Annotated in this window: 27 protein-coding genes; 16 read left to right on the top strand and 11 right to left on the bottom strand. The window is 58.2% G+C overall.

All coding sequences use genetic code 11. The features are described from left to right. Positions 1–116 precede the first annotated feature (116 nt). The 5 genes from Q0816_RS08715 to Q0816_RS08695 all read right to left on the bottom strand — a co-directional run bounded on the left by Q0816_RS08715 (position 117) and on the right by Q0816_RS08695 (position 2,687). On the bottom strand, positions 117–677 hold the full coding sequence (locus Q0816_RS08715; protein ID WP_298849518.1) for a F0F1 ATP synthase subunit B: 561 nt from the start codon (positions 675–677) through the stop codon (positions 117–119). 5 nt (positions 678–682) lie between these two features. Beyond that, complete coding sequence (locus Q0816_RS08710) at positions 683–1,234, bottom strand: F0F1 ATP synthase subunit B' (RefSeq protein WP_298849516.1); 552 nt, start codon at positions 1,232–1,234, stop codon at positions 683–685. Between the two features lie 86 nt (positions 1,235–1,320). Continuing rightward, entirely contained in the window at positions 1,321–1,545 is a 225-nt protein-coding gene (locus Q0816_RS08705; RefSeq protein ID WP_005981269.1) for a F0F1 ATP synthase subunit C, read from the bottom strand. 48 nt (positions 1,546–1,593) lie between these two features. After that, positions 1,594–2,352, bottom strand: a complete 759-nt coding sequence (locus Q0816_RS08700) for a F0F1 ATP synthase subunit A (RefSeq protein WP_298849513.1) — start codon at positions 2,350–2,352, stop codon at positions 1,594–1,596. A gap of 2 nt (positions 2,353–2,354) precedes the next feature. Then, on the bottom strand, positions 2,355–2,687 hold the full coding sequence (locus tag Q0816_RS08695) for an AtpZ/AtpI family protein (RefSeq protein ID WP_298849512.1): 333 nt from the start codon (positions 2,685–2,687) through the stop codon (positions 2,355–2,357). Positions 2,688–2,918: 231 nt separating this feature from the next. Between Q0816_RS08695 and Q0816_RS08690 the strand changes: the two genes are divergently transcribed. Further along, positions 2,919–3,254 (top strand): metalloregulator ArsR/SmtB family transcription factor, encoded by a 336-nt coding sequence (locus Q0816_RS08690; protein ID WP_298849510.1) that lies wholly within the window; start codon positions 2,919–2,921, stop codon positions 3,252–3,254. Here the strand turns inward: Q0816_RS08690 and Q0816_RS08685 are convergent. From Q0816_RS08685 to Q0816_RS08675, 3 genes are all read right to left on the bottom strand, one after another. Next, positions 3,251–3,664 carry a universal stress protein gene (locus tag Q0816_RS08685; RefSeq protein ID WP_298849508.1) on the bottom strand — a complete coding sequence of 138 codons (414 nt, stop codon included), beginning with the start codon at positions 3,662–3,664 and terminating at the stop codon, positions 3,251–3,253. The genes Q0816_RS08690 and Q0816_RS08685 overlap by 4 nt on opposite strands. Positions 3,665–3,792: 128 nt before the next feature. Next, entirely contained in the window at positions 3,793–4,707 is a 915-nt protein-coding gene (locus Q0816_RS08680; RefSeq protein WP_298849506.1) for a DMT family transporter, read from the bottom strand. Then, entirely contained in the window at positions 4,704–5,582 is an 879-nt protein-coding gene (locus Q0816_RS08675) for a LysR family transcriptional regulator (protein WP_298849504.1), read from the bottom strand. The genes Q0816_RS08680 and Q0816_RS08675 overlap by 4 nt, the downstream gene beginning before the upstream one ends. Positions 5,583–5,702: 120 nt before the next feature. Between Q0816_RS08675 and Q0816_RS08670 the strand changes: the two genes are divergently transcribed. Continuing rightward, complete coding sequence (locus Q0816_RS08670; RefSeq protein ID WP_298849502.1) at positions 5,703–6,284, top strand: NAD(P)H-dependent oxidoreductase; 582 nt, start codon at positions 5,703–5,705, stop codon at positions 6,282–6,284. A 71-nt stretch (positions 6,285–6,355) separates the two neighbouring features. Beyond that, the gene (locus Q0816_RS08665) at positions 6,356–7,093 is read left to right on the top strand and encodes an aspartate/glutamate racemase family protein (RefSeq protein WP_298849500.1); all 738 of its coding nucleotides are present in this window, start codon (positions 6,356–6,358) and stop codon (positions 7,091–7,093) included. Here the strand turns inward: Q0816_RS08665 and Q0816_RS08660 are convergent, their stop codons facing one another. Then, positions 7,094–7,624 carry a prolyl-tRNA synthetase associated domain-containing protein gene (locus Q0816_RS08660; RefSeq protein ID WP_298849498.1) on the bottom strand — a complete coding sequence of 177 codons (531 nt, stop codon included), beginning with the start codon at positions 7,622–7,624 and terminating at the stop codon, positions 7,094–7,096. A gap of 306 nt (positions 7,625–7,930) precedes the next feature. On the opposite strand from Q0816_RS08660, the gene Q0816_RS08655 reads away from it, so the two are divergent. Further along, positions 7,931–8,455, top strand: a complete 525-nt coding sequence (locus tag Q0816_RS08655; RefSeq protein ID WP_298849497.1) for a hypothetical protein — start codon at positions 7,931–7,933, stop codon at positions 8,453–8,455. Here Q0816_RS08655 and Q0816_RS08650 read toward each other — a convergent pair. After that, positions 8,452–9,339, bottom strand: coding sequence for a sulfotransferase domain-containing protein (locus Q0816_RS08650; RefSeq protein ID WP_298849495.1), 888 nt, complete (start codon positions 9,337–9,339; stop codon positions 8,452–8,454). The two genes, Q0816_RS08655 and Q0816_RS08650, sit on opposite strands and share 4 nt — an antisense overlap. 848 nt (positions 9,340–10,187) lie before the next feature. On the opposite strand from Q0816_RS08650, the gene ffh reads away from it, so the two are divergent. The 12 genes from ffh to Q0816_RS08590 all read left to right on the top strand — a co-directional run bounded on the left by ffh (position 10,188) and on the right by Q0816_RS08590 (position 17,581). Further along, positions 10,188–11,696: a signal recognition particle protein gene (gene ffh / locus Q0816_RS08645; RefSeq protein ID WP_298849494.1), complete on the top strand. Its 1,509-nt coding sequence runs from the start codon at positions 10,188–10,190 to the stop codon at positions 11,694–11,696. A gap of 41 nt (positions 11,697–11,737) precedes the next feature. Next, complete coding sequence (locus Q0816_RS08640; protein ID WP_298849493.1) at positions 11,738–12,250, top strand: GNAT family N-acetyltransferase; 513 nt, start codon at positions 11,738–11,740, stop codon at positions 12,248–12,250. Then, positions 12,247–12,798: a GNAT family N-acetyltransferase gene (locus tag Q0816_RS08635; RefSeq protein ID WP_298849491.1), complete on the top strand. Its 552-nt coding sequence runs from the start codon at positions 12,247–12,249 to the stop codon at positions 12,796–12,798. The genes Q0816_RS08640 and Q0816_RS08635 overlap by 4 nt, the downstream gene beginning before the upstream one ends. After that, a complete protein-coding gene (locus Q0816_RS08630; RefSeq protein WP_298849489.1) occupies positions 12,795–13,349 on the top strand; it encodes a GNAT family N-acetyltransferase in 555 nt (184 codons plus the stop codon). Before Q0816_RS08635 ends, Q0816_RS08630 begins: the two co-directional genes overlap by 4 nt. After that, positions 13,346–13,642 (top strand): chorismate mutase, encoded by a 297-nt coding sequence (locus tag Q0816_RS08625; RefSeq protein WP_298849487.1) that lies wholly within the window; start codon positions 13,346–13,348, stop codon positions 13,640–13,642. Before Q0816_RS08630 ends, Q0816_RS08625 begins: the two co-directional genes overlap by 4 nt. Positions 13,643–13,709: 67 nt before the next feature. Continuing rightward, positions 13,710–14,099 carry a 30S ribosomal protein S16 gene (rpsP, locus tag Q0816_RS08620; protein ID WP_298849485.1) on the top strand — a complete coding sequence of 130 codons (390 nt, stop codon included), beginning with the start codon at positions 13,710–13,712 and terminating at the stop codon, positions 14,097–14,099. A 12-nt stretch (positions 14,100–14,111) separates the two neighbouring features. Continuing rightward, a complete protein-coding gene (gene bluB / locus Q0816_RS08615) occupies positions 14,112–14,747 on the top strand; it encodes a 5,6-dimethylbenzimidazole synthase (protein WP_298849483.1) in 636 nt (211 codons plus the stop codon). Between the two features lie 6 nt (positions 14,748–14,753). Beyond that, positions 14,754–14,903, top strand: coding sequence for a hypothetical protein (locus tag Q0816_RS08610; RefSeq protein ID WP_298849481.1), 150 nt, complete (start codon positions 14,754–14,756; stop codon positions 14,901–14,903). Beyond that, complete coding sequence (rimM, locus tag Q0816_RS08605) at positions 14,896–15,399, top strand: ribosome maturation factor RimM (RefSeq protein ID WP_298849479.1); 504 nt, start codon at positions 14,896–14,898, stop codon at positions 15,397–15,399. The genes Q0816_RS08610 and rimM overlap by 8 nt, the downstream gene beginning before the upstream one ends. Next, the gene (locus Q0816_RS08600) at positions 15,399–16,214 is read left to right on the top strand and encodes a hypothetical protein (protein ID WP_298849477.1); all 816 of its coding nucleotides are present in this window, start codon (positions 15,399–15,401) and stop codon (positions 16,212–16,214) included. The genes rimM and Q0816_RS08600 overlap by 1 nt, the downstream gene beginning before the upstream one ends. Continuing rightward, positions 16,211–17,020 carry a tRNA (guanosine(37)-N1)-methyltransferase TrmD gene (gene trmD / locus Q0816_RS08595; protein WP_298849475.1) on the top strand — a complete coding sequence of 270 codons (810 nt, stop codon included), beginning with the start codon at positions 16,211–16,213 and terminating at the stop codon, positions 17,018–17,020. Before Q0816_RS08600 ends, trmD begins: the two co-directional genes overlap by 4 nt. A 135-nt stretch (positions 17,021–17,155) precedes the next feature. Then, on the top strand, positions 17,156–17,581 hold the full coding sequence (locus Q0816_RS08590; RefSeq protein ID WP_298849473.1) for a hypothetical protein: 426 nt from the start codon (positions 17,156–17,158) through the stop codon (positions 17,579–17,581). Here the strand turns inward: Q0816_RS08590 and Q0816_RS08585 are convergent. Beyond that, positions 17,578–18,378, bottom strand: coding sequence for a GH25 family lysozyme (locus tag Q0816_RS08585; RefSeq protein ID WP_298849471.1), 801 nt, complete (start codon positions 18,376–18,378; stop codon positions 17,578–17,580). The two genes, Q0816_RS08590 and Q0816_RS08585, sit on opposite strands and share 4 nt — an antisense overlap. Positions 18,379–18,512 lie beyond the last annotated feature (134 nt).

Here is an 18,512-nt window from a genome sequence, read left to right as displayed (position 1 = left end):
AGAATGTAGGATTCGGAGTGCTTCGGACAACAGAACCAGAAGCGAGTAAAAAACAAAAGACCCGACAGCCAAAAGCTCTCGGGTCATCTGTTTCATTTGTCTGACCGGGTCATCCGTCAGTGCAGCTTGGTATCCACATCTGCAATCGACGCGTCAATCAGCTTGTTCGCCTGTGCTGCGGTCATTTGCTTGGCCAGAACCGAGCTGGCCGCAGATACCGCAGCTGAAACGGCCTGATCACGCACCTCTTTCACTGCCGACGCCTCGGCCGAAGCAATCTGGTCCTGAGCAGCGGCCAGACGACGTTCGATCGACTTTTCAAGGTCGGCCTTAGCCTGTTCTGCTGCCAGAGCCGCATCTTCCTTGGCTGCGGCGACAATTGCATCGGCCTGCCCCTGAACTTCACGCTGCTTACGCTCGTACGAGGCCAGCAGAGTGCGTGCTTCTTCGTGCAGGGCACGGGCTTCGTCCAGTTCGGACTTGATGCCTTCGGCACGGTTGTCCAGCGCACCGCCGATCATGCCGGGGACCTTGAAGTAGAACAGCACCGCGATGAAGACGATGAAGCCCAGAAGAACGACAAAGTCGGTATTGCCAAGCGAGACGAACGGACCTTTGGCCGCAAAGGCCGGGCTGGCTGCGCCAATGGTCAGGATAAGGGCAAGAGTGTTCCGCATGTCACTTAGCCTTTCGTCTGCGCGTCAACAGCACTGGCAATGGTATCAGCATCCGCTTCACCGCCCAGCGCAGTAACCAGTTCAGCCGCCGTATCCTTGGCAACCACTTGAATGCTTTCCAGCGCACCGGCACGGATGTCGGCAATGGCCTTTTCCGATTCAGCCGCCTTTGCAGCGATTTCCGCGTCCGCCTTGGCAATCGCGTCATCCAGACCAGACTGGATTTCGGCGCGCGCTTCTGCTGCGATACGCTGTGCCTCGGAACGAGCGTCGGCCAGCGCCTTGTTATAGGCCTCTTCGGCCTCGACCGCCTTGGCCTTCAGATCTTCGGCTGCAGCCAGGTCGTTGGTAATGGTCCCCTGACGTTCAGCCAGGATTGCCGCGATGCGGGGCAGAGCCACGCGGGACAGGACCAGAAAGATGACGACCAGCGTAACGACCAGCCAGAAAATCTGGTTGGGGAACCAATCGAAGCAGAGCTGCGGCATACCAATGGCAGAGCCATAGGCGTCAACACACGAGCCAGCTACCTCTTCTGTAAGGGGTTCAGTCGCCATGATGTCCTCCGTCGGAACGTTGTCTTTACAACAGATGGGCCGCTATGGCTTGGGCCCACCTGCGCGTAAGGATCAGGTTCCGCAGATTAGACGGCGAACATCAGCAGCAGCGAGACCAGGAATGCGAAGATCCCCAGGGCTTCTGCGAATGCGATACCGATGAACAGGGTTGCGGTCTGCGAAGCAGCCGCCGAAGGGTTGCGCAGGGCGCCGGCCAGGAAGTTGCCTGCTACGTTGCCCACCCCGATTGCGGCTGCGCCGGAACCGATTGCTGCCAGGCCTGCGCCGATGTGTGCGAGATCGCCTTCCATGATGTTTCTCCTTACGAATTGGAAGTTTCGATGTTTGGGTATCGGACCTTAGTGCGAAGGATGCAGCGCATCTTTCAGATAAACACAGGTCAGAATGGTGAAGACGTAGGCCTGAATGAAGGCCACAAGGACCTCAAGGCCGTACATCGCGGTGATCGCCAGAACCGACACGGGCGAGATCACGGCAATCGCGGCGAAGCCTGCGAAAACCTTGATCACCGCGTGGCCTGCCATGACGTTACCGGCAAGACGAATGGAATGGCTGACGGGACGCACGAAGTACGAGATCAGCTCGATGATTGCCAGGATCGGGCGCAGCGCCAGCGGCGCGCTAGACACCCAGAACAAACCCAGGAACCCGGCGCCGTTCTTGACGAAACCCAGGATGGTCACGGTCAGGAACACGGCCAGCGCCAGCGGGATGGTTACGGCGAAATGCGATGTGGTGGTGAACGACGTAGGGATCAGACCCAGGAAGTTCGCGACGACAATGAACATGAACAGGGTCATGACATAAGGGAAATACTTGACCCCTTCCTTGCCGCAGATGTCTTCCAGCATCTTGTAAATGAAGCCGTAGGCCAGTTCCGCGACCGACTGCATCCGTGTCGGAACAATAGCGCGTTTGGATGTGGGCAGAACCAGCAGAGCTGTCACGGCCAGCACCGCAAAGAACAACCACAGAGTCACGTTGGTGACAGTGAACATGCCCACCGCACCGTCGCCGAACAACGGCTTGACAATGAATTGGTCCATCGGGTGGAAAACCAGGCTGCTGCCTTCTGCTGCGGTGGTCTCAGTCGCCACGTTCAGTCCCTCTCGTCCTTTTCGGCCGCGTCAGCCGCCGTTTGCTTCGCCTGAGCTTCCTGTGCGCTGCGGAGCATAACCTTCACGCCTGCGACAAGGCCCAGCAATGTGAACAGCACCAGAAAGATCGGGATCGTCCCGAGCAGGCTGTCCAGCCCGTATCCGATGCCAAATCCGATCCCCAGACCGGAAACCATTTCGATGACCATCCTCCAGGCAAGCTCGCCTCCCGAATAGTCAGCATCTGCGCGGGTCTCGGGCTTTTTAGCCTTTTTCGCCGCGTCGATCTTGGCCTCCAGCTGCGCCATACGCTGCTTTTGGTCGTCATCGGTCACGGGCGTTTCCCTCGCACAGTCTTGGGCTAGGTGCTAAGGCGCGCAGGGCGCAGAGTCAACGACATTGACGGCCCTGATTGACGCACCTTAACATGCTGTAATCAATTATTATTTTAAAGCATCGCGCGTACAGCGACGGATTGAACGTCTGCGATTGCCGTTCAGGTGCCATGAGTCCGCATATTCAACCAAATGGTTGACCAATCCGGACGGCTATGGTTGAGCGGATGCATGCCCAACGATCTCGACACAGTCTTTGCAGCTCTTGCCGACCCCACCCGCCGCGCCATACTGGCAATGCTGCTGGAGGACGACATGGCCGTGACAGACGTGGCCGAGCCGTTCGAGATGTCACTGGCTGCGATTTCCAAACATCTCGTAATCCTGACCAAGGCAGGGTTGATCAGTCAGGAAAAACGTGGGCGGGTAAAATGGTGCAAGCTGGAGCCCGACGCCCTGCGGACTGCGTCGGTGTGGATGCAAGGCTTTGGACAGTTCGAACCCGTCAATCTGGACGCGTTCGAGCGGTTTCTGGAAATTGAATTGCCGACGCCAGACGAAGCCTAGCGCACTACAAAGACCGACATGCTGGCATGCTTGGCCAGATACCCGGCGTGGCTGGAAAAGATGTAATCAGTGATCCGTGGCGCATGGGTGCCAACAATGACCAAGTCTGCACCAATCTCTTCTGCAGCACGTGTCAAATCGCTGTCCACTTCGGCAGCGACGTCGACCGAGTGAATTTTGCGCATGGAAACGTCGGATCCACCTTCAGCGGCCAGCTGTTCGGTGAAAGCAGCGAGTTCCTTATCTAATTCAGCCTGGGCCTCTGAGGATTCACCCATATGTGCCCCGGTGACGCAGACCAGAGTGATCTTGGCCCTCTGCCATTTTGCCATTTGTGCGGCGACTTCGGCAGCTTTGCGAACCTCAGGCGGTAGATGCCGGTCAATCGGTAACATGATATGTTTGAACATGGTCTCCTCCTCTTGCCTGATGACGAAGCTATTGGAGCAGCCGCGGGGATGCCTTGATCTGGCTCAACAAATTCGATCTCTGGAATACTTATCGGAGTCGCCCGGTTTTCTTAAGCGAAGCTTAGGCCTTAATCCGTGACGCGGTGAACCGGCGTGGCGCTCGGCACTTCTTCTTTCAACAGCATCAGCAAGGCGATGATTGTCAGCGCCACGCCGCCCAGGATCAGACCGGTTGGCACGCCTTTGCCCAGTGCGATTTCCCACAGGATGACCCAGCTGGGCACCAGATAGGTATACGCCATCACCTTGGCGGACGGCAGCCGGAGGGACGAGAACTGAACCAGCACAAAACTGGCCGCCGTTGCAAAGAACGAAATATAGAGCAATCCGATCCAGACGATGGCCGGAAGCGCCGCCCAATCGGTCGACCTCAGGTCGGACCATCCAAACACGACCAGCAACAGGCACCCGGCGACCAGAGTACCGAAGGTGAACACTACCGCAGGCTCTCCTCGGTTCAGCTTGCGGATCATGGGGGTATATATCGCGTGGGCGACGCACCCCCAGAAGTAGATGATCTCACCCCCACCGATTTCAAATGCGCGGAACATCTGCCAGTCGGCCCGGAAGATCACCCACAGCGCTCCCACCGCACCTATTGTCAGTGCCAGCGCCATCCGCGGCGTGGTGATCTGGCGAAGCAAGACCCATCCCGCAACGGCAGACACAATGGGTGTCAGGGTGAACACTGCCGCTGCACTGACCGGCGGAGCGGTTTGCAGCCCGTAGAACATCAGGACGAAATAGGTGGCGAACAAAGCCCCGAGTACCAAATAGCGCCAAGGAGCCTGCGCCGCGCTTCGGGGCAGGCCGGTTGTCGCCAGAGCTGCCACACCAATCACCGTAGCCGCAATTGCAAAGCGGACCGCGTTCAGCGCAGCAGGGGCAATCTCATTGGCGATCATGGACCCTAGCGAAAAGCTGCCCGCGACAAGGGCCGAGAAGGTCAGCATGGCCAAATGGCCACGCGCCTGAGGGCTCACGGCTGCCAGCCTTTGGCTTCTTCTTTCAGATAGCTCAGGAACGCCTGCACTTTGGTGGTGCGGTGCAGATCCACGTGGGTCACCAGCCACAGATTGCCGAACCACTCGGGGAGCGGATCGATCACCTCGACCAGATTGTCGTGGCGGGCGGCTTCCCAGCGGGCCATGAAGCCAATGCCGGCACCGGCCAAAACGGCCTCGCGCATGCAGAAATTGTTGGTACACCGGAAGGTGATACGATCAGCAGGTACCGTCGTGCGCAGCCATCGGGTGAATGGCGCGCGGCTGCTTTCATCGTCTGAACTGACGAAATGATGGGTCGCGAAATCCTCGATGCCAGATGGCTTGCCGAACCGTTCAATGTAAGAGGCGCTGGCAAAAAGGCCGACTTCTTCTTGACGGAATGGTTGAACCACGTTGTCGGGTTGATCTGGGGCCGATCCTGCGCGGATGGCCACGTGCGCTTCACCATATTCCAGCCGGAACAGGCGGTCGCCGGTCAGGTATCGCACGATCAGATCCGGATGCATCTTCTGAAACGCCGTGAGTGTTGGCACGATCAGAGGCGCAAGCGACCCCAGAGATGTTACGACCAGTTCGCCCGAGACATCGTCGCCGCGACCCTTCATCCGACCGACAAGCTGGTTGAACTGATCTTCGGTGGCTTGTGCCACGCGCAGCAGATCGTCGCCCGCTTCGGTCGGCGTATAGCCCCGGGCGTGGCGCTGAAACAGTTTGACGCCCAGCCGCGCTTCGATCGCATCGATGTGTCGGATCACGGTGGCATGGTGTACCCCAAGAACCTCGGCCGCGCCGCTGACCGTGCCCATGCGCGCCACCTGATAGGCGGTTCTCACTTCATCCCAATTGTCCATGGCAATGTAGTCACTGTGCAATTTCCAACAATAACTGTTGATGTATCCGAGTTTTGTTCGCAAACGCAACAATCATATTGGGCTCAGGACAAGATTTCCCTGACCCAAAGGACCTGAACAATGCCCAAAACTATCCTTCACATCGACTCATCCGCCCGCCGCGTGGAGTCCACGACCCGCGATCTGTCAGACCGTGTGGTCAAGCAACTGGGTGCAGAACGCATCATCCGCCGCGATTTGGCCACCCCCCTGCCCTTGCTGACCGAAGACTGGATTGCCGCCAACTTCACCGCTGCCGACCAGCGCGACGATGTACAGCGCGACCGGCTGGCCCTGTCGGATGAGTTGGTGGCCGAGCTTCAGAATGCCGACACTATTGTCATCGGCCTGCCGATTTACAACTTCTCGGTTCCAGCCGCCTTCAAGGCCTGGATCGACCTTGTTGCCCGCGCGGGTCTGACCTTTTCCTATACTGAAAATGGTCCCAAAGGCCTGCTGGAAGGCAAACGCGCCATTCTGGCCATCGCCTCGGGCGGTGTCCCTATTGGATCCGAAGCAGACTTCGCCACCGATTATGCGCGCCATGTTCTGGGCTTTATCGGCATCCATGACGTGGACGTCATTGCAGCTGATCAGATGGCCGTGAACCCCGAAGCAGCGCTGCAAAGCGCCCATAAGGCTGTAGCTGAGCTTGCAGCCTGATCCTCTCTGGTCAATGAGCCCGGAAACGTCCAGTCTGCCAGTCAGAAAAACTGACAGGCTGGATGGAGCACATGAAGAAAATCGGCATTCTGGGCGGTGTGGGCTGGGCCTCGACCGTCGACTATTACAGAGCGATTGCCGAAGGGGCAGGGCGTTATTTCGCAGAACGCGGCCATGGCTCGCCATTGCCGATCCCTCCGATGACGATCGAATCTGTCACACAGGCCAAAACACGTGCCTTGCGCGGTGTCGCCGGGGATGAGGCCAGCTGGGCGGGTTTTGACGCCGTATTCCGCGATGCCTTGCTGACACTGGAACGTGCAGGCTGCGACTTCGGCATCATCGCGTCCAACACGCCACACGCACGGCTCCACGCGATCCGGCTTGGTGTTTCCATGCCCATCCTCAGCATCTTTGATGCAACCGCCGACGCCACGGCAGGAACTGGCGCGTCCGAGGCTCTGGTCCTGGGCACAACCGTAACGATGCAGGCCACCAACTATGCGGATCGTCTGGCTGCCGAGGGCGTCACTGCAAATGAGCGGCTGCCAGAGCCCGAGATTTCCGAAATGCAGGCCATGATCGACAGTGACTTCTACGGTGGCGCATCCGACACCGCCCGTGCGCGATTGCTGGCCTTTTGCAACAAGCACGCCAGACCCGGAACCGCGATCCTGCTGGCCTGTACCGAGCTTCCGTTGGCTTTTCCGAACAATCTGGACGATCCGGTGTTCGAGGCTGACGGGCATCTGTTCGTCAACCCGTCTGCCGCGCATGTCGCCGCCGCGCTGATAGAGGCGCTTGAGTGATCAGGGCAGCCAGGTGACCTCGCACCCGATGCGATCGAAGAAAGCCATCATGTCGGCCTGTTTCAGGACGACAGTGCGGTCATTGACCAGCGGGTGCATGTAAATCACCTCGGCCTGTTGGGCTGCTGCATCCATGAAGAACCGTACATCATTCTGAACCCCGTTGATCATCGCCATCGGGCTGACCGCACCCGGTCGAATGCCGAGATTCTGTAACAGCCGGTCCGCCGAGCCAAAGGACAGATTGCCAATGCCCAGCTCTGCGCCCAACGCTTTGAGGTCAATCTCGCGGCTTTGCTCGAGCGTCACCAGATAGTTGCGCTTTTTCTTGTCACGCAGATACAGGTTCTTGACCCGCAACGCATTCTCGCCCGGCACCATGAATTGACCTTCGACGGACTTGGCATCCTCGACCGTACGCAGGGGCACATGAGTATGCATACGATAGGCCAACCCCCACTCGTCCAGTTGCGCCAGCAATGCGTCGGAACTCAGCGGTAGTGTGTCCTGATAGGCGGATGAAGCGTCCATCCCGATCTCCTTGCGCAGAATTCTCTGCGCTGTGCCACAGAATGGACCCGCCCGCAATCAGTCGGAATGCGGTTCGAACGCCGGGCAGCCTCACGACAATTCTGCGGAGAGCGGGGCCGGTGAAATATTTCAGCCCCTGATCTTCGTTACGAGCAATACTGAAACGGCCACTGTCTTCGTCCGCCCACAGGCGGGTCAAGCTGGAACAATACTGACCCTCTTCAATCTTGTAGCGGGCTACGGACGGCGCGGCATATGGCAAACTCCCACCACGACAGATGCGATTTTCGGTGCTAGCGTGCCGCCATGAAAGTAAAACGAAATACCCCGAACCAACTGATCATCGCTGACACACCCTGGTTCATCGGGATCATGTTGATCATATTCATCCTGGCCTTTGTTGGCCCCGGTATCTTCCTGATGAGCACCGGCGGTGAAGGCATCTGGTTCGGCCTGATCTTCGCTTTGGGCGGAGGCGGTCTTGGCTTTGGCGCGTTTTGCGCTTTTGCAAGACGGGTTCAGATCATTCTGGATAGGAACAAGGACAGTATTCTGATCCGCCGCCAGTCTGTCTTCGGTTACGAGGCGGTCGAACACAAGCTGTCCAACCTGTCCCACGCCGACGTGGAAAGCACGACATCCCGCAGCGACAAGGGCACCTCGACGCTATATCGCCCTGTCCTGGTTTTGGAAAAGGGGATGAGCGCCGGTCGCCACCCCATTGTCGAAGCATTTTCCAGCGGAGCGGGCTCTCATCGGCTGGCAGAGGCCGTAAATGACTGGCTTCCGTCGGAACTCAGTCAAGATAGCCGCGAAGTCGGGATCGGCTAAGGCGCACATCCGTGTTCCAGCCACAAGCGTTCTTCGGGTGTGACCAGCTCGGACATACAGGCGTCATATCGCTCCATGTCTTCCGCCGTCAGCTTGCCTTCCCATTTGTTGCTGGTGCCCGAGGAGAAGAACTGTGCGAAGTCGTGAAAACCACTGGTGAAGCCGGGGGATCGTTCCAGACGTTTTGCATTATTTTTCATCGATCCGAAACTGCCGGCCTCGGCAATGTCCTTGATCAGCTTCTGCTCAAACTCAATGTCCATGATCCGGGCAAGCCGCGCGACCTGGCCGCGCAGATCGCGGCTGAGTTCGGCATAATGCAGGAAATGAATATTGGGCAGGTCACGGAACTTCCAAAATGTCCTGAAGTGATGAACAAACGATCTGAGGGTCAGGTCGTCCGTACCTTTTGGCGACGACGGTCGGTTTAGAAACATGGCAAACGCCTCTGACAGATCGTTGGGAAACAGGTAATCCAGCCAATCAGCCTTCATGTTCTCGACATGGCGGCGCATGGAAAAATGGACATCGACCGGATGGCGGTGCACAACCAGATACTGGGCATCGGGTGAGAATTGAATTCCGTCCAGTGGCGTATGTGTCTTGATACAGCGCCGATGGCTTTGCGTGTTTAGTTCATTTGCCTGCTCGACCCGGTCCCGAAATCCGCAATCCAGCCATGGTGATATCTTGTTGTCGTATACACGAGGGTCGGCGGTTTGGGTAATAAGCATACGCACCAGTGTTTGCGTCCAAGTGGTACCGCATTTGGGTGGCGTGCATACAAAGACGTCGTCAGGCCGTATCTCGAAACCGGACCAGATATCGGTGTTTGTGACCTCACCAACATAATCTGCCGTCTTTCGCGGAAAATCGTCCTTCATAGCCCGCTCCCTTAGCTTGTTTCGATCAGAATACCCCACGCCTGTGGCCTTCACATAGCTTATCTTGACTCGTGCCGCTCAAGGACCCGAGACAGAGCACGAAACGCTCTTGGCGAAGTCAAACGTAAGTGGCACGGTTGGCCTTATCCATACGACCGCAGGACAATGCATTGAAGATTACGCGAAACACATCTGATCAGCTGATCCTGTCACACACACCCTGGTTGACCGGCTTGTTTCTTGTTGGCGTTTTTCTCCTTGGACTGGCAAGCCTTGTGGGCCATCAGAATAACGGTTCAATTGGCCGATTTGAGTACGTATTTTCACTATTGCTGATGTCTTTCGTATGTGGGCTGATGGCGATCCGTCTTGTGCAACGTATTCAGATCATTTTTGACAAACCAAGTGACACTGTCACCATTCGGCGTCGTAGCATTTTGAAAACTTATAAGTCCGAAACGCATAGGCTGTCGGATTTCCGGTGCTCCGAAATGCAGACTGCTAACAACGACAAACGCGAACCCAGTTTTCGACCTGTGCTCCACTTTGTGCGCACGGACGGCGTGTCTTCGATTCCTTTGATCGAGGGATATACGCAGTGGTCAGATCAAACACACCGTTCAATGGCCTACCTGAACGATTGGGTCAAAGTGAACGTGGTTGACTCTGGCGGCCGTTCCGCCTAAATCCGCCTCCAAACATCCGGAAGAGACTAGCCTTCCGGTCCCTTGAGTCGTTCAGGGATCGCCCCCCACCAGCGTGTTACGCCCGTGGGGGCAATTGTGTATTCAACCGGTGTTTCCTATCTGGGAAGTGCCAGATCAAAACCGGCTAAGGAGGCCGCAGGCATGTTTGAAAATCTATCCGAACGCCTTTCCGGCGTCTTTGACCGGCTGACCAAACAGGGCGCGCTGTCCGAAGAAGACGTCAAAACCGCCTTGCGCGAAGTCCGGGTTGCCCTGCTTGAGGCCGACGTCTCACTGCCGGTGGCGCGTGAATTCGTCAAGAAGGTGCAGGATCAGGCCACTGGTCAGGCTGTCACCAAATCGATCACTCCCGGTCAGCAGGTCGTCAAGATCGTGCACGACGCGCTGGTCGATACCCTGCGTGGCGAGGATGACCCCGGCGCGCTGAAGATCGACAACCCGCCTGCCCCGATCCTGATGGTCGGTCTGCAGGGTTCCGGTAAGACGACCACCACCGGTAAGCTGGCCAAGCGTCTGAAAGAGAAAGAAGGCAAGAAGGTCCTGATGGCCTCGCTGGATGTCTATCGCCCGGCGGCGATGGATCAGTTGGCGGTTCTGGGCACGCAGGTCGGCGTCGATACGCTGCCGATCGTTCCCGGCCAGAAACCTGTAGATATCGCCAAGCGTGCCAAGCAGCAGGCCACGCTGGGCGGCTATGACGTCTACATGCTGGATACTGCGGGCCGTCTGCACATCGACGAAGTGCTGATGAACGAGGTCGAGCAGGTTCGCAACGTGGTCGATCCGCGCGAGACCCTGCTGGTCGTCGATGGCCTGACCGGTCAGGTCGCCGTTGAAGTGGCCGAGGAATTTGACGCCAAGGTCGGCATCTCGGGCGTGGTCCTGACCCGAATGGACGGTGACGGGCGCGGCGGTGCGGCGCTGTCGATGCGCGCGGTCACTGGCAAGCCTATTCGCTTTGTGGGCTTGGGCGAGAAGATGGACGCGCTTGAGACCTTTGAGCCGGATCGGATCGCCGGGCGTATTCTGGGTATGGGCGACATCGTGGCTCTGGTCGAAAAGGCCCAGGAAACGATGGAGATGGAACAGACCGAGCGCATGATGAAGCGCATGGTCAAAGGTCAGTTCAACATGAACGACCTGAAAATGCAGCTGGAACAGATGATCCAGATGGGCGGCATGCAGGGCATGATGGGGATGATGCCGGGTATGGGCAAGATGGCCAAGCAGATGGATCAGGCCGGAATGGACGACAAGATCCTGCGCCAGCAGATCGCCCTGATCCAATCGATGACCAAACGCGAACGCGCCAATCCTCAGCTGCTGCAGGCCAGCCGCAAGAAACGCATCGCGGCCGGGTCCGGGATGGAGGTCAGCGACCTCAACAAGCTGCTCAAGATGCACCGGCAGATGTCGGACATGATGAAGAAGATGGGCAAGATGGGCAAAGGCAAGATGCTGAAACAGGCCATGAAGGGCATGTTTGGCAAAGGCGGCCCCTCGCCCGAGGATATGGCCGCAGGCATGGACCCCAAGGCGCTGGAACAGGCGGCCAAGGCGATGGGCGGTAAAATGCCCGGCGGCATGCCCGGCATGGGTGGCGGCATGGGCCTGCCTCAGGGCCTGAGCGGGTTTGGAAAGAAGAAGTGACGCCAGCACGCTGCACCCAGCCCCCGTCCGGAAAGGCGGCGATGGCAGCAGCGCAATATAGCGCCGCTCTGCCGGTCATTCAGACCCGGCGGCTGGTTCTGCGTGCTCCCACTTTGACAGATCTTCCGGTATGGACGTCGATCAGCAAAGACAGCTTTGGCGATACTGACCAGGAAGCCTGGACCGAGTTTTCCTATTATACATCCGGTTGGCTTCTGCATGGTCATGGCCTGTTCACAGTCGCGTTGAAAGAAGATGATCAGGTCATTGGCTTCGTCATCCTGGGTCTCGAATGGGACGACCGGGAACCCGAGCTTGGCTATCTGTTTTCTGCCGATCATCGCATGCAGGGCTATGCCACCGAGGCATGCTCTGCGGTTCGCGATTTCGGTTTTGACCTGCTCGGATCTGGTGGCTTCGTAAGCTACGTATCAGCATCCAACGCCCGCTCGAATGCGCTTGCCAAACGGCTGGGCGCATCGCGGGACGCAAATGCGGAACTCGCATTTGGCGTGGACCAGAATGTCTGGCGCTATAGCGAGGTGCAAGCATGACACTTGCATTGGCCATTCCCACATTGGAAACCGAACGCCTGATTATGCGCGCGCCGTCCGAGTCTGATGTCGACGCGGACACCGCCTTCTTTGCCAGCGATGCCGCGAAGTTCGTCGGTGGTCCTCTGCGCAAGGATGAGGTTTGGCGGGTGGTCGCCTCGCTGCTGGGTCACTGGGCCCTGCGCGGCTATGGCTATTGGAGTGTCGATGAAAAAGACACAGGCACCTATGTCGGGCGGATTGGGCTTTGGTTCCCTGAGGGCTGGCCTGAACCCGAGGTCGGCTGGACGCTGTTGAACTATGCCACCGGCAAAGGCTATGCGACCGAGGCTGCTCTGACCGCGCGCGCCTATGCCTATGACGTTCTGGGCTGGGAAACAGCGATCTCGCTAATCGATCTGAACAATCGCGCCAGCAAAGCTGTCGCCAAGCGTCTGGGCGCGCAGTTCGAGTACCTCTATGACCACCCAAAGTTCGGCAAATCCGAGATCTGGCGGCACCCGGCGCCAGCAGATCTGGTGAATGGCGGGATGGAGGCGTACGCATGACCTCTTTCACCATTCCGACCATTGAGACCGAGCGCTTGACCCTGCGCGCCCCGCATCTGGACGATCTGCCCGCGATGACCGCATTTTTTGCCACCAAACGCAGCCATATGGTTGGCGGGCCGAAAGATCCGCTCGGCAGCTGGGATTCGCTGGCCAAACGGCTGGGTCACTGGGCGTTGAATGGATTTGGGCTGTGGCATCTGACCGAGAAATCGAGCCGTAGTTTCGTTGGTTGGGCTGGCATGATCAACGTGCCCGGCTGGCAGGAACCCGAGCTGGGTTGGACATTGATGGAACAAGCCGAAGGCAAAGGTCTGGCTTTCGAAGCCGCGCAAGCCGCACGCGCATATGCTGCCCGCCATCAGGGGTTGAATGGCGTCATCAGCTATATCGCGCATGCCAATGGCCGTTCGCGTACACTGGCCGAGCGACTTGGCGCGACGCTGGAGCAACAGGATGCCGAACTTCTGGGCAAACGCGCCCAGATCTGGCGACACCCGCAAATCGATTTGTCTGAACCCGTTTTGACCTCCGAAAGGACAGGCCAATGACCAACCCTGTGACGCGGGCTGCCGCGCTGTTGAAAGAGCACCGCGAAAGCATCGACCGGCTGGACGCGATCCTTGTCTACACGCTGGGCGAGCGGTTCAAACACACACAGGCCGTTGGCAAGCTCAAGGCCGAACACGACCTTCCCCCGTCCGATCCGTCGCGTGAAGCCGCGCAGATCACACGGTTAGAAGACCTGGCGAAGGAGGCCGATCTGGACCCCGATTTCGCCAAGGCTTTCCTGAATTTCATCATTCAGGAAGTCATCCGACACCACAAGAAACACCAGAATTAACCGGAAACGATCCCGGCTCAAACAAAGACACGCCTCTGGCGTGATGCCATTCAAAGGAGATACCACCATGGCAATGAAAATTCGTCTCGCCCGCGGCGGCTCGAAAAAGCGTCCCTTCTACCGCATCGTGGCTGCTGATAGCCGCATGCCGCGCGACGGCCGTTTCATCGAGAAACTGGGCACCTACAACCCGCTGCTGCCGAAAGACAGCGAAGATCGCGTGAAAATGAACATGGAGCGCATTCAGTACTGGCTGGACCAGGGCGCCCAGCCCACCGACCGTATTGCACGCATGCTGGAAGCTGCCGGCACCCGTGACAAGGCCGAGCGCAACAACCCCAACAAGGGTACCCCGGGCAAGAAAGCTCAGGAGCGCGTGGAAGAGAAAGCGGCAAAGGCAGCTGAAGCGGCCGAAGCAGCGGCTGCACCGGCTGAAGAAGCCGCAGCAGAAGAATAAGCAGGCGGGCGCGTGCGGGATCAAACCTTTACTGACGATTTTCGCACGCAGTTCGAACTGTTGTTGCGGCTCCGGCGCGATGTGCGCCGGTTCCGCACCGACGCGATAGACGAGGCAGTGCTGGCGCGCTGCCTCGACGCATTTCGATTGGCCCCTTCGGTGGGACTCAGCGAACCTTGGCGCGTGATCCGCGTCGAAAGCAAAGCGGCACGGGCCGCAGCGCTGAAGAATTTTCAAATCGCCAATGATGAAGCCCTGACGGGGTATTCCGGCGACAAGGCGCAGCTTTACAGCCGCCTGAAACTGTCCGGGATGCAGGAGGCCCCTGTGCAGCTGGCCGTTTTCTGCGACGACAGCACCGACAAAGGGATGGGGCTTGGCGCAGGCACGATGCCCGAGATGCGGCGCTATTCCGTCGTTTCTGCCATCACCCTGTTCTGGCTTGCTCTGCGGGCTGAAGGGCTGGGGCTGGGTTGGGTGTCGATTTTGGATCCCGATCAGATGACGCGCGATCTGGATGTGCCTGAAGGCTGGCGGCTGATCGGATATTTCTGTGTCGGATGGCCTGAACAGATGTCGGATAAGCCAGAACTGGAACAGGTCGGCTGGGAAAACCGGGCCGAGGGCCTGAAAATCGAAACACGGTAAGGCCTGATGTTCGGATTGATACGACTTCCCATTCTGCTGCTGATCGCCTTTATTGTGGGCGTGTTCTTTGAACGCGGCAATCAGCGTGAAGCCTGCGAGGGGCTTGGCGAATGGAGAAACGGAATTTGCTTGACGACAGGGGCAGCCAATGAGTGATCTGATCTGCGTTGGCAGCGTCGCGGGGTCTTACGGCGTGCGCGGCGAAGTGCGCCTGAAAAGCTTTTGTGCCGTTGCCGAAGATATCGAGGCCTATTCACCCCTGACCGATGAAACCGGCAAGGACCGCTATCCTGTGGTTCTGACCCGCGCGATCAAGAACGGCTTCGCGGCCCATCTTGGCGGGGTAGAATCCAAGGAACAGGCGGATGCCCTGAATGGATTGCGCCTGTTTGCAAGGCGCGATCAGTTGCCCTCGCTGCCTGATGATGAGTTCTATCATACTGATCTGATCGGGGTTGAGGTCTATGACACCGGCGGCACCTTGCTGGGCAAGGTTAAATCCGTACAGAACCACGGCGCTGCGGATTTGCTGGAATTGCACGGGCCGGGCCTGAAAACCACTGTATTGCTGCCCTTCACGTTGCAAGCGGTACCTACGGTGGATCTGGAGCAAGGCCGTATCGTCGCTGACCCGCCCGAAGGCCTGATCTGATGCGTCGGGTCCTGCTGCATCTGGGCCTGCACAAGACAGGCATGACCGCAGCACAATCCTTTCTGTATGAAAACCGAAAATTGATCTGGCCGCGCTATTCTCTGGTTCTTCCATATAAGACACGCAAGCTGGGTCTGAGCGAAGCAGCCACGCGCCACTCGATCTATCGACTGGACGCAACGCTGGCAGGGTTTGGCGGCCAGATACGCGAATTTCTCGACGGTCTTGATTTCGGGACGCGTCGCGGGTTGATCCTGAGTGAAGAGAATTTCCTGGGCCTGCGCCCCAGCAGAAACAAAAGCGAGGGATACGGGGCCGCACCGGAACTGGCGGACACTCTGGTCGGCGTATTGCGCCGCCGCCTGTTGGAGCGGGATATCGATATCACTGTCTACCTGTCCTTGCGCCGGCGCGATCAATGGTTGCGCAGCCTCTGGGCGCATGATCTGCAGCATTCTCGTCTGGTTGAGACCCTGGATGACTATTGCGACGACCTAGCCCATCTGCCACCGCTGCAGGACACAGTGGACAAGATCAGGAACCGGCTGTCATCGGTCACGGTTCAGACCGGATGGATGGAAGAAATGCATGACCACAGATTTGGGTCAGGGGCGCCTTTGGCGGACTTCCTGGACCTGCCGACCGAGAAATCTGAGCAGCTTGTGGGACCTGCGCGAACAAGCCCTAGATTTTCCACCGATGTCCTGGAAGAATTGCTGGCGCTTAATCGTTCTCCGCTGGACGAAGCCGCATTGATCACCCAGAAGAAGGCTCTGATTCAAACCGCGCAGAATGAACTGGCCCGCCAGACATGACAGAAAAACCCAGCAGATCCCATGGCCGCAAGGCGATCCGCCCAACCCTGAAGCCACGTGAGCTGATGACACCGACCCCGGACCTGCACGGGGTCTGGAAAGCCAAGATCATCACTCTGTTCCCGTCAGCCTTCCCCGGTGTTCTGGGCGAAAGCCTGACGGGCAAGGCCCTGCAGGAAGGTCTGTGGCAACTGGAAACCGTGGATCTGCGGCAGTTCGGCGTCGGCAAACATCGCAACGTGGATGACACCCCTGCCGGGGGTGGCGCCGGAATGGTGTTGCGGGCGGACGTGCTGGGCGACGCGATCGAGCACACCATGGCTGGCATTCAGGGAAATTGGCCGCTGATATATCTCAGCCCGCGCGGACGTCGCATGGACCAGCGCATGATGCAGAACCTGGCCAGATGTGACGGCATAACCTTGCTGTGTGGCAGATTCGAAGGTGTGGATGAGCGCGTGTTGGAACACTACGGCGTGCAAGAGGTGTCGTTGGGCGATTTCGTCATGACCGGTGGGGAAATCGCGGCGCAGGCATTGATCGATGCAACGGTGCGCCTGATCCCCGGCGTTCTTGGCAATCAAGCTTCGACCGAGGAGGAAAGCTTTTCTTCCGGCCTGCTGGAACACCCGCAATACACACGCCCGGCAGACTGGAAAGGACGCCCGATACCAGAGGTTCTGATGTCCGGTCATCACGGCCGCATCGCCGAGTGGCGTCAGGAAATGGCCGAGGATCTGACACGCAATCGGCGCCCCGATATCTGGGAAGAATACCTGAAAAGCAGCGACAAAACCTCGGGCTGAAGACGCGGGATGTGGCGCACATGCCGCAGGTCTTTTTGTTTATCAGATTGCTATTTGAAGTTGAACGCGCCTCAATTTATTCACTTTTGAGTCCCATAGATTTTTTAAGCATTAAAAAGTGAGACAGACGACATTATGAAAAAACTATTGCTTGGTGCATTGTTGGTTGCTTCCGCCTGCACCACCAAACAACTTGGGATGTCCGTTCCGACGCAAGCCGGTCACAATTTGCACTCTGCCAGAGTTGCGGTGGATTCCTGCTCTCAGGAAGCCGACGAGGGCGGCAATAGCGCCGTCATCGGTGGATATGCCACCAATATTCTTCTTTGGGGCATCATCGTCGGCCCTGCTGTTACCGCCCCGGTTCAGGACGAACTGCGCGTGCAGGGCGAGATCGATCAGGTAGACCGCTGCCTGCGCGCGCGCGGGTTCGAACGCCGCGAGTTAAATGCGGGCGAGTCGTTCTGGGTGCGCAACGCGTTTGGTGAAGAACGCGAACGACGCCTGGATCATCTGGTCAGCGGCGGCACAATCGAGACTTATGGAACGCCAAAGATTTAAGGTCGTGCCTTCCAGTTGGCCCAGGCCTCTGGGGTGCCGTTAAAGACGTTAATATCCACCTTGCCCTGAACACCCGGCACCAGTCCGGTGCCGGTATATTGCCAGAACCGCCAGACCGTGCGGGGATAGACCTGACGCGGATGGCCCGCAACGGATCTTAACCAGAATTCGGTCTTGGGCAGACGCCCGATATCGGTATCTGCAAAGAAATCCACTGTGGTATAGACGATTGGGCGTCGGCCATAATGCCGTTCAAGAATGTCCAGAAAGCGCTGTGCTTCGGCGCGGACCGTTCTGCCATCAGGCCGCAGCGTGCAGGTTTTGGAATGCGGCGTCCACTCCATGTCCAGCACATGCGGCAGGTCTGCCCCTTTTGGCACGTTTTGGATGAACCATTGTGCCTGTTCCCGGGCTGATCGGCAAAAATAGTAATAATGATAGGCCCCCCAGGGTACGCCCACCGCCTGCGCACCGCGCCGATGGTCACGGAACAACGGGTCCGCTACATCGCCGCCTTCGGTTGCTTTCAGGAATGCAAAGCTCACTCCCGACGCCTTGGCCCTACGCCAGTCAATCGGACCCTGCCAGCGCGAGATATCCAACCCGTGGATCGGGTAATGCCCCGGGTGGCGACCATCCCAGTCATGCGGATCGGCATCGCCAAAATCCGGGTAGATCACGGATGGTGCAGTCCTGTCCACGCCCGGCGTGGGGTTTACGGTCTGAGGTTTCGGGCCACCGCGCCCGCACGACATAAGCAAAGCAGCCGCAACTGCCAGCATGAATGCAATTCGCATCATTGGGTCCTGTCTGAAATTTCTGCTCTTCCAATTTCCTCCAGAATGCCTGATCTGACCGCTATGGCAACGGCGGAATTTCCCAAAAGCGGAATCCCACCGCCGTGCCCTGCAGTTTGCTCTTGATCCCTGCC

It is taken from the genome of uncultured Ruegeria sp. (genome assembly GCF_947497005.1).
GTDB lineage: Bacteria > Pseudomonadota > Alphaproteobacteria > Rhodobacterales > Rhodobacteraceae > Ruegeria.
Note: the sequence above shows the minus strand (reverse complement) of the source record. Positions and strands in the feature narration are given on the sequence as shown.

Bases quoted from the DNA above. Each gene is read 5' to 3' on its own strand.
- Q0816_RS08715 (WP_298849518.1), bottom strand. From the start codon at position 677: ATGCGGAACACTCTTGCCCTTATCCTGACCATTGGCGCAGCCAGCCCG.
- Q0816_RS08710 (WP_298849516.1), bottom strand. From the start codon at position 1,234: ATGGCGACTGAACCCCTTACAGAAGAGGTAGCTGGCTCGTGTGTTGAC.
- Q0816_RS08705 (WP_005981269.1), bottom strand. From the start codon at position 1,545: ATGGAAGGCGATCTCGCACACATCGGCGCAGGCCTGGCAGCAATCGGT.
- Q0816_RS08690 (WP_298849510.1), top strand. From the start codon at position 2,919: ATGCCCAACGATCTCGACACAGTCTTTGCAGCTCTTGCCGACCCCACC.
- Q0816_RS08685 (WP_298849508.1), bottom strand. From the start codon at position 3,664: ATGTTCAAACATATCATGTTACCGATTGACCGGCATCTACCGCCTGAG.
- Q0816_RS08675 (WP_298849504.1), bottom strand. From the start codon at position 5,582: ATGGACAATTGGGATGAAGTGAGAACCGCCTATCAGGTGGCGCGCATG.
- Q0816_RS08670 (WP_298849502.1), top strand. From the start codon at position 5,703: ATGCCCAAAACTATCCTTCACATCGACTCATCCGCCCGCCGCGTGGAG.
- Q0816_RS08665 (WP_298849500.1), top strand. From the start codon at position 6,356: ATGAAGAAAATCGGCATTCTGGGCGGTGTGGGCTGGGCCTCGACCGTC.
- Q0816_RS08660 (WP_298849498.1), bottom strand. From the start codon at position 7,624: ATGGACGCTTCATCCGCCTATCAGGACACACTACCGCTGAGTTCCGAC.
- Q0816_RS08655 (WP_298849497.1), top strand. From the start codon at position 7,931: ATGAAAGTAAAACGAAATACCCCGAACCAACTGATCATCGCTGACACA.
- Q0816_RS08650 (WP_298849495.1), bottom strand. From the start codon at position 9,339: ATGAAGGACGATTTTCCGCGAAAGACGGCAGATTATGTTGGTGAGGTC.
- ffh (WP_298849494.1), top strand. From the start codon at position 10,188: ATGTTTGAAAATCTATCCGAACGCCTTTCCGGCGTCTTTGACCGGCTG.
- Q0816_RS08640 (WP_298849493.1), top strand. From the start codon at position 11,738: ATGGCAGCAGCGCAATATAGCGCCGCTCTGCCGGTCATTCAGACCCGG.
- Q0816_RS08635 (WP_298849491.1), top strand. From the start codon at position 12,247: ATGACACTTGCATTGGCCATTCCCACATTGGAAACCGAACGCCTGATT.
- Q0816_RS08630 (WP_298849489.1), top strand. From the start codon at position 12,795: ATGACCTCTTTCACCATTCCGACCATTGAGACCGAGCGCTTGACCCTG.
- Q0816_RS08625 (WP_298849487.1), top strand. From the start codon at position 13,346: ATGACCAACCCTGTGACGCGGGCTGCCGCGCTGTTGAAAGAGCACCGC.
- rpsP (WP_298849485.1), top strand. From the start codon at position 13,710: ATGGCAATGAAAATTCGTCTCGCCCGCGGCGGCTCGAAAAAGCGTCCC.
- Q0816_RS08610 (WP_298849481.1), top strand. From the start codon at position 14,754: ATGTTCGGATTGATACGACTTCCCATTCTGCTGCTGATCGCCTTTATT.
- rimM (WP_298849479.1), top strand. From the start codon at position 14,896: ATGAGTGATCTGATCTGCGTTGGCAGCGTCGCGGGGTCTTACGGCGTG.
- Q0816_RS08600 (WP_298849477.1), top strand. From the start codon at position 15,399: ATGCGTCGGGTCCTGCTGCATCTGGGCCTGCACAAGACAGGCATGACC.
- trmD (WP_298849475.1), top strand. From the start codon at position 16,211: ATGACAGAAAAACCCAGCAGATCCCATGGCCGCAAGGCGATCCGCCCA.
- Q0816_RS08590 (WP_298849473.1), top strand. From the start codon at position 17,156: ATGAAAAAACTATTGCTTGGTGCATTGTTGGTTGCTTCCGCCTGCACC.
- Q0816_RS08585 (WP_298849471.1), bottom strand. From the start codon at position 18,378: ATGCGAATTGCATTCATGCTGGCAGTTGCGGCTGCTTTGCTTATGTCG.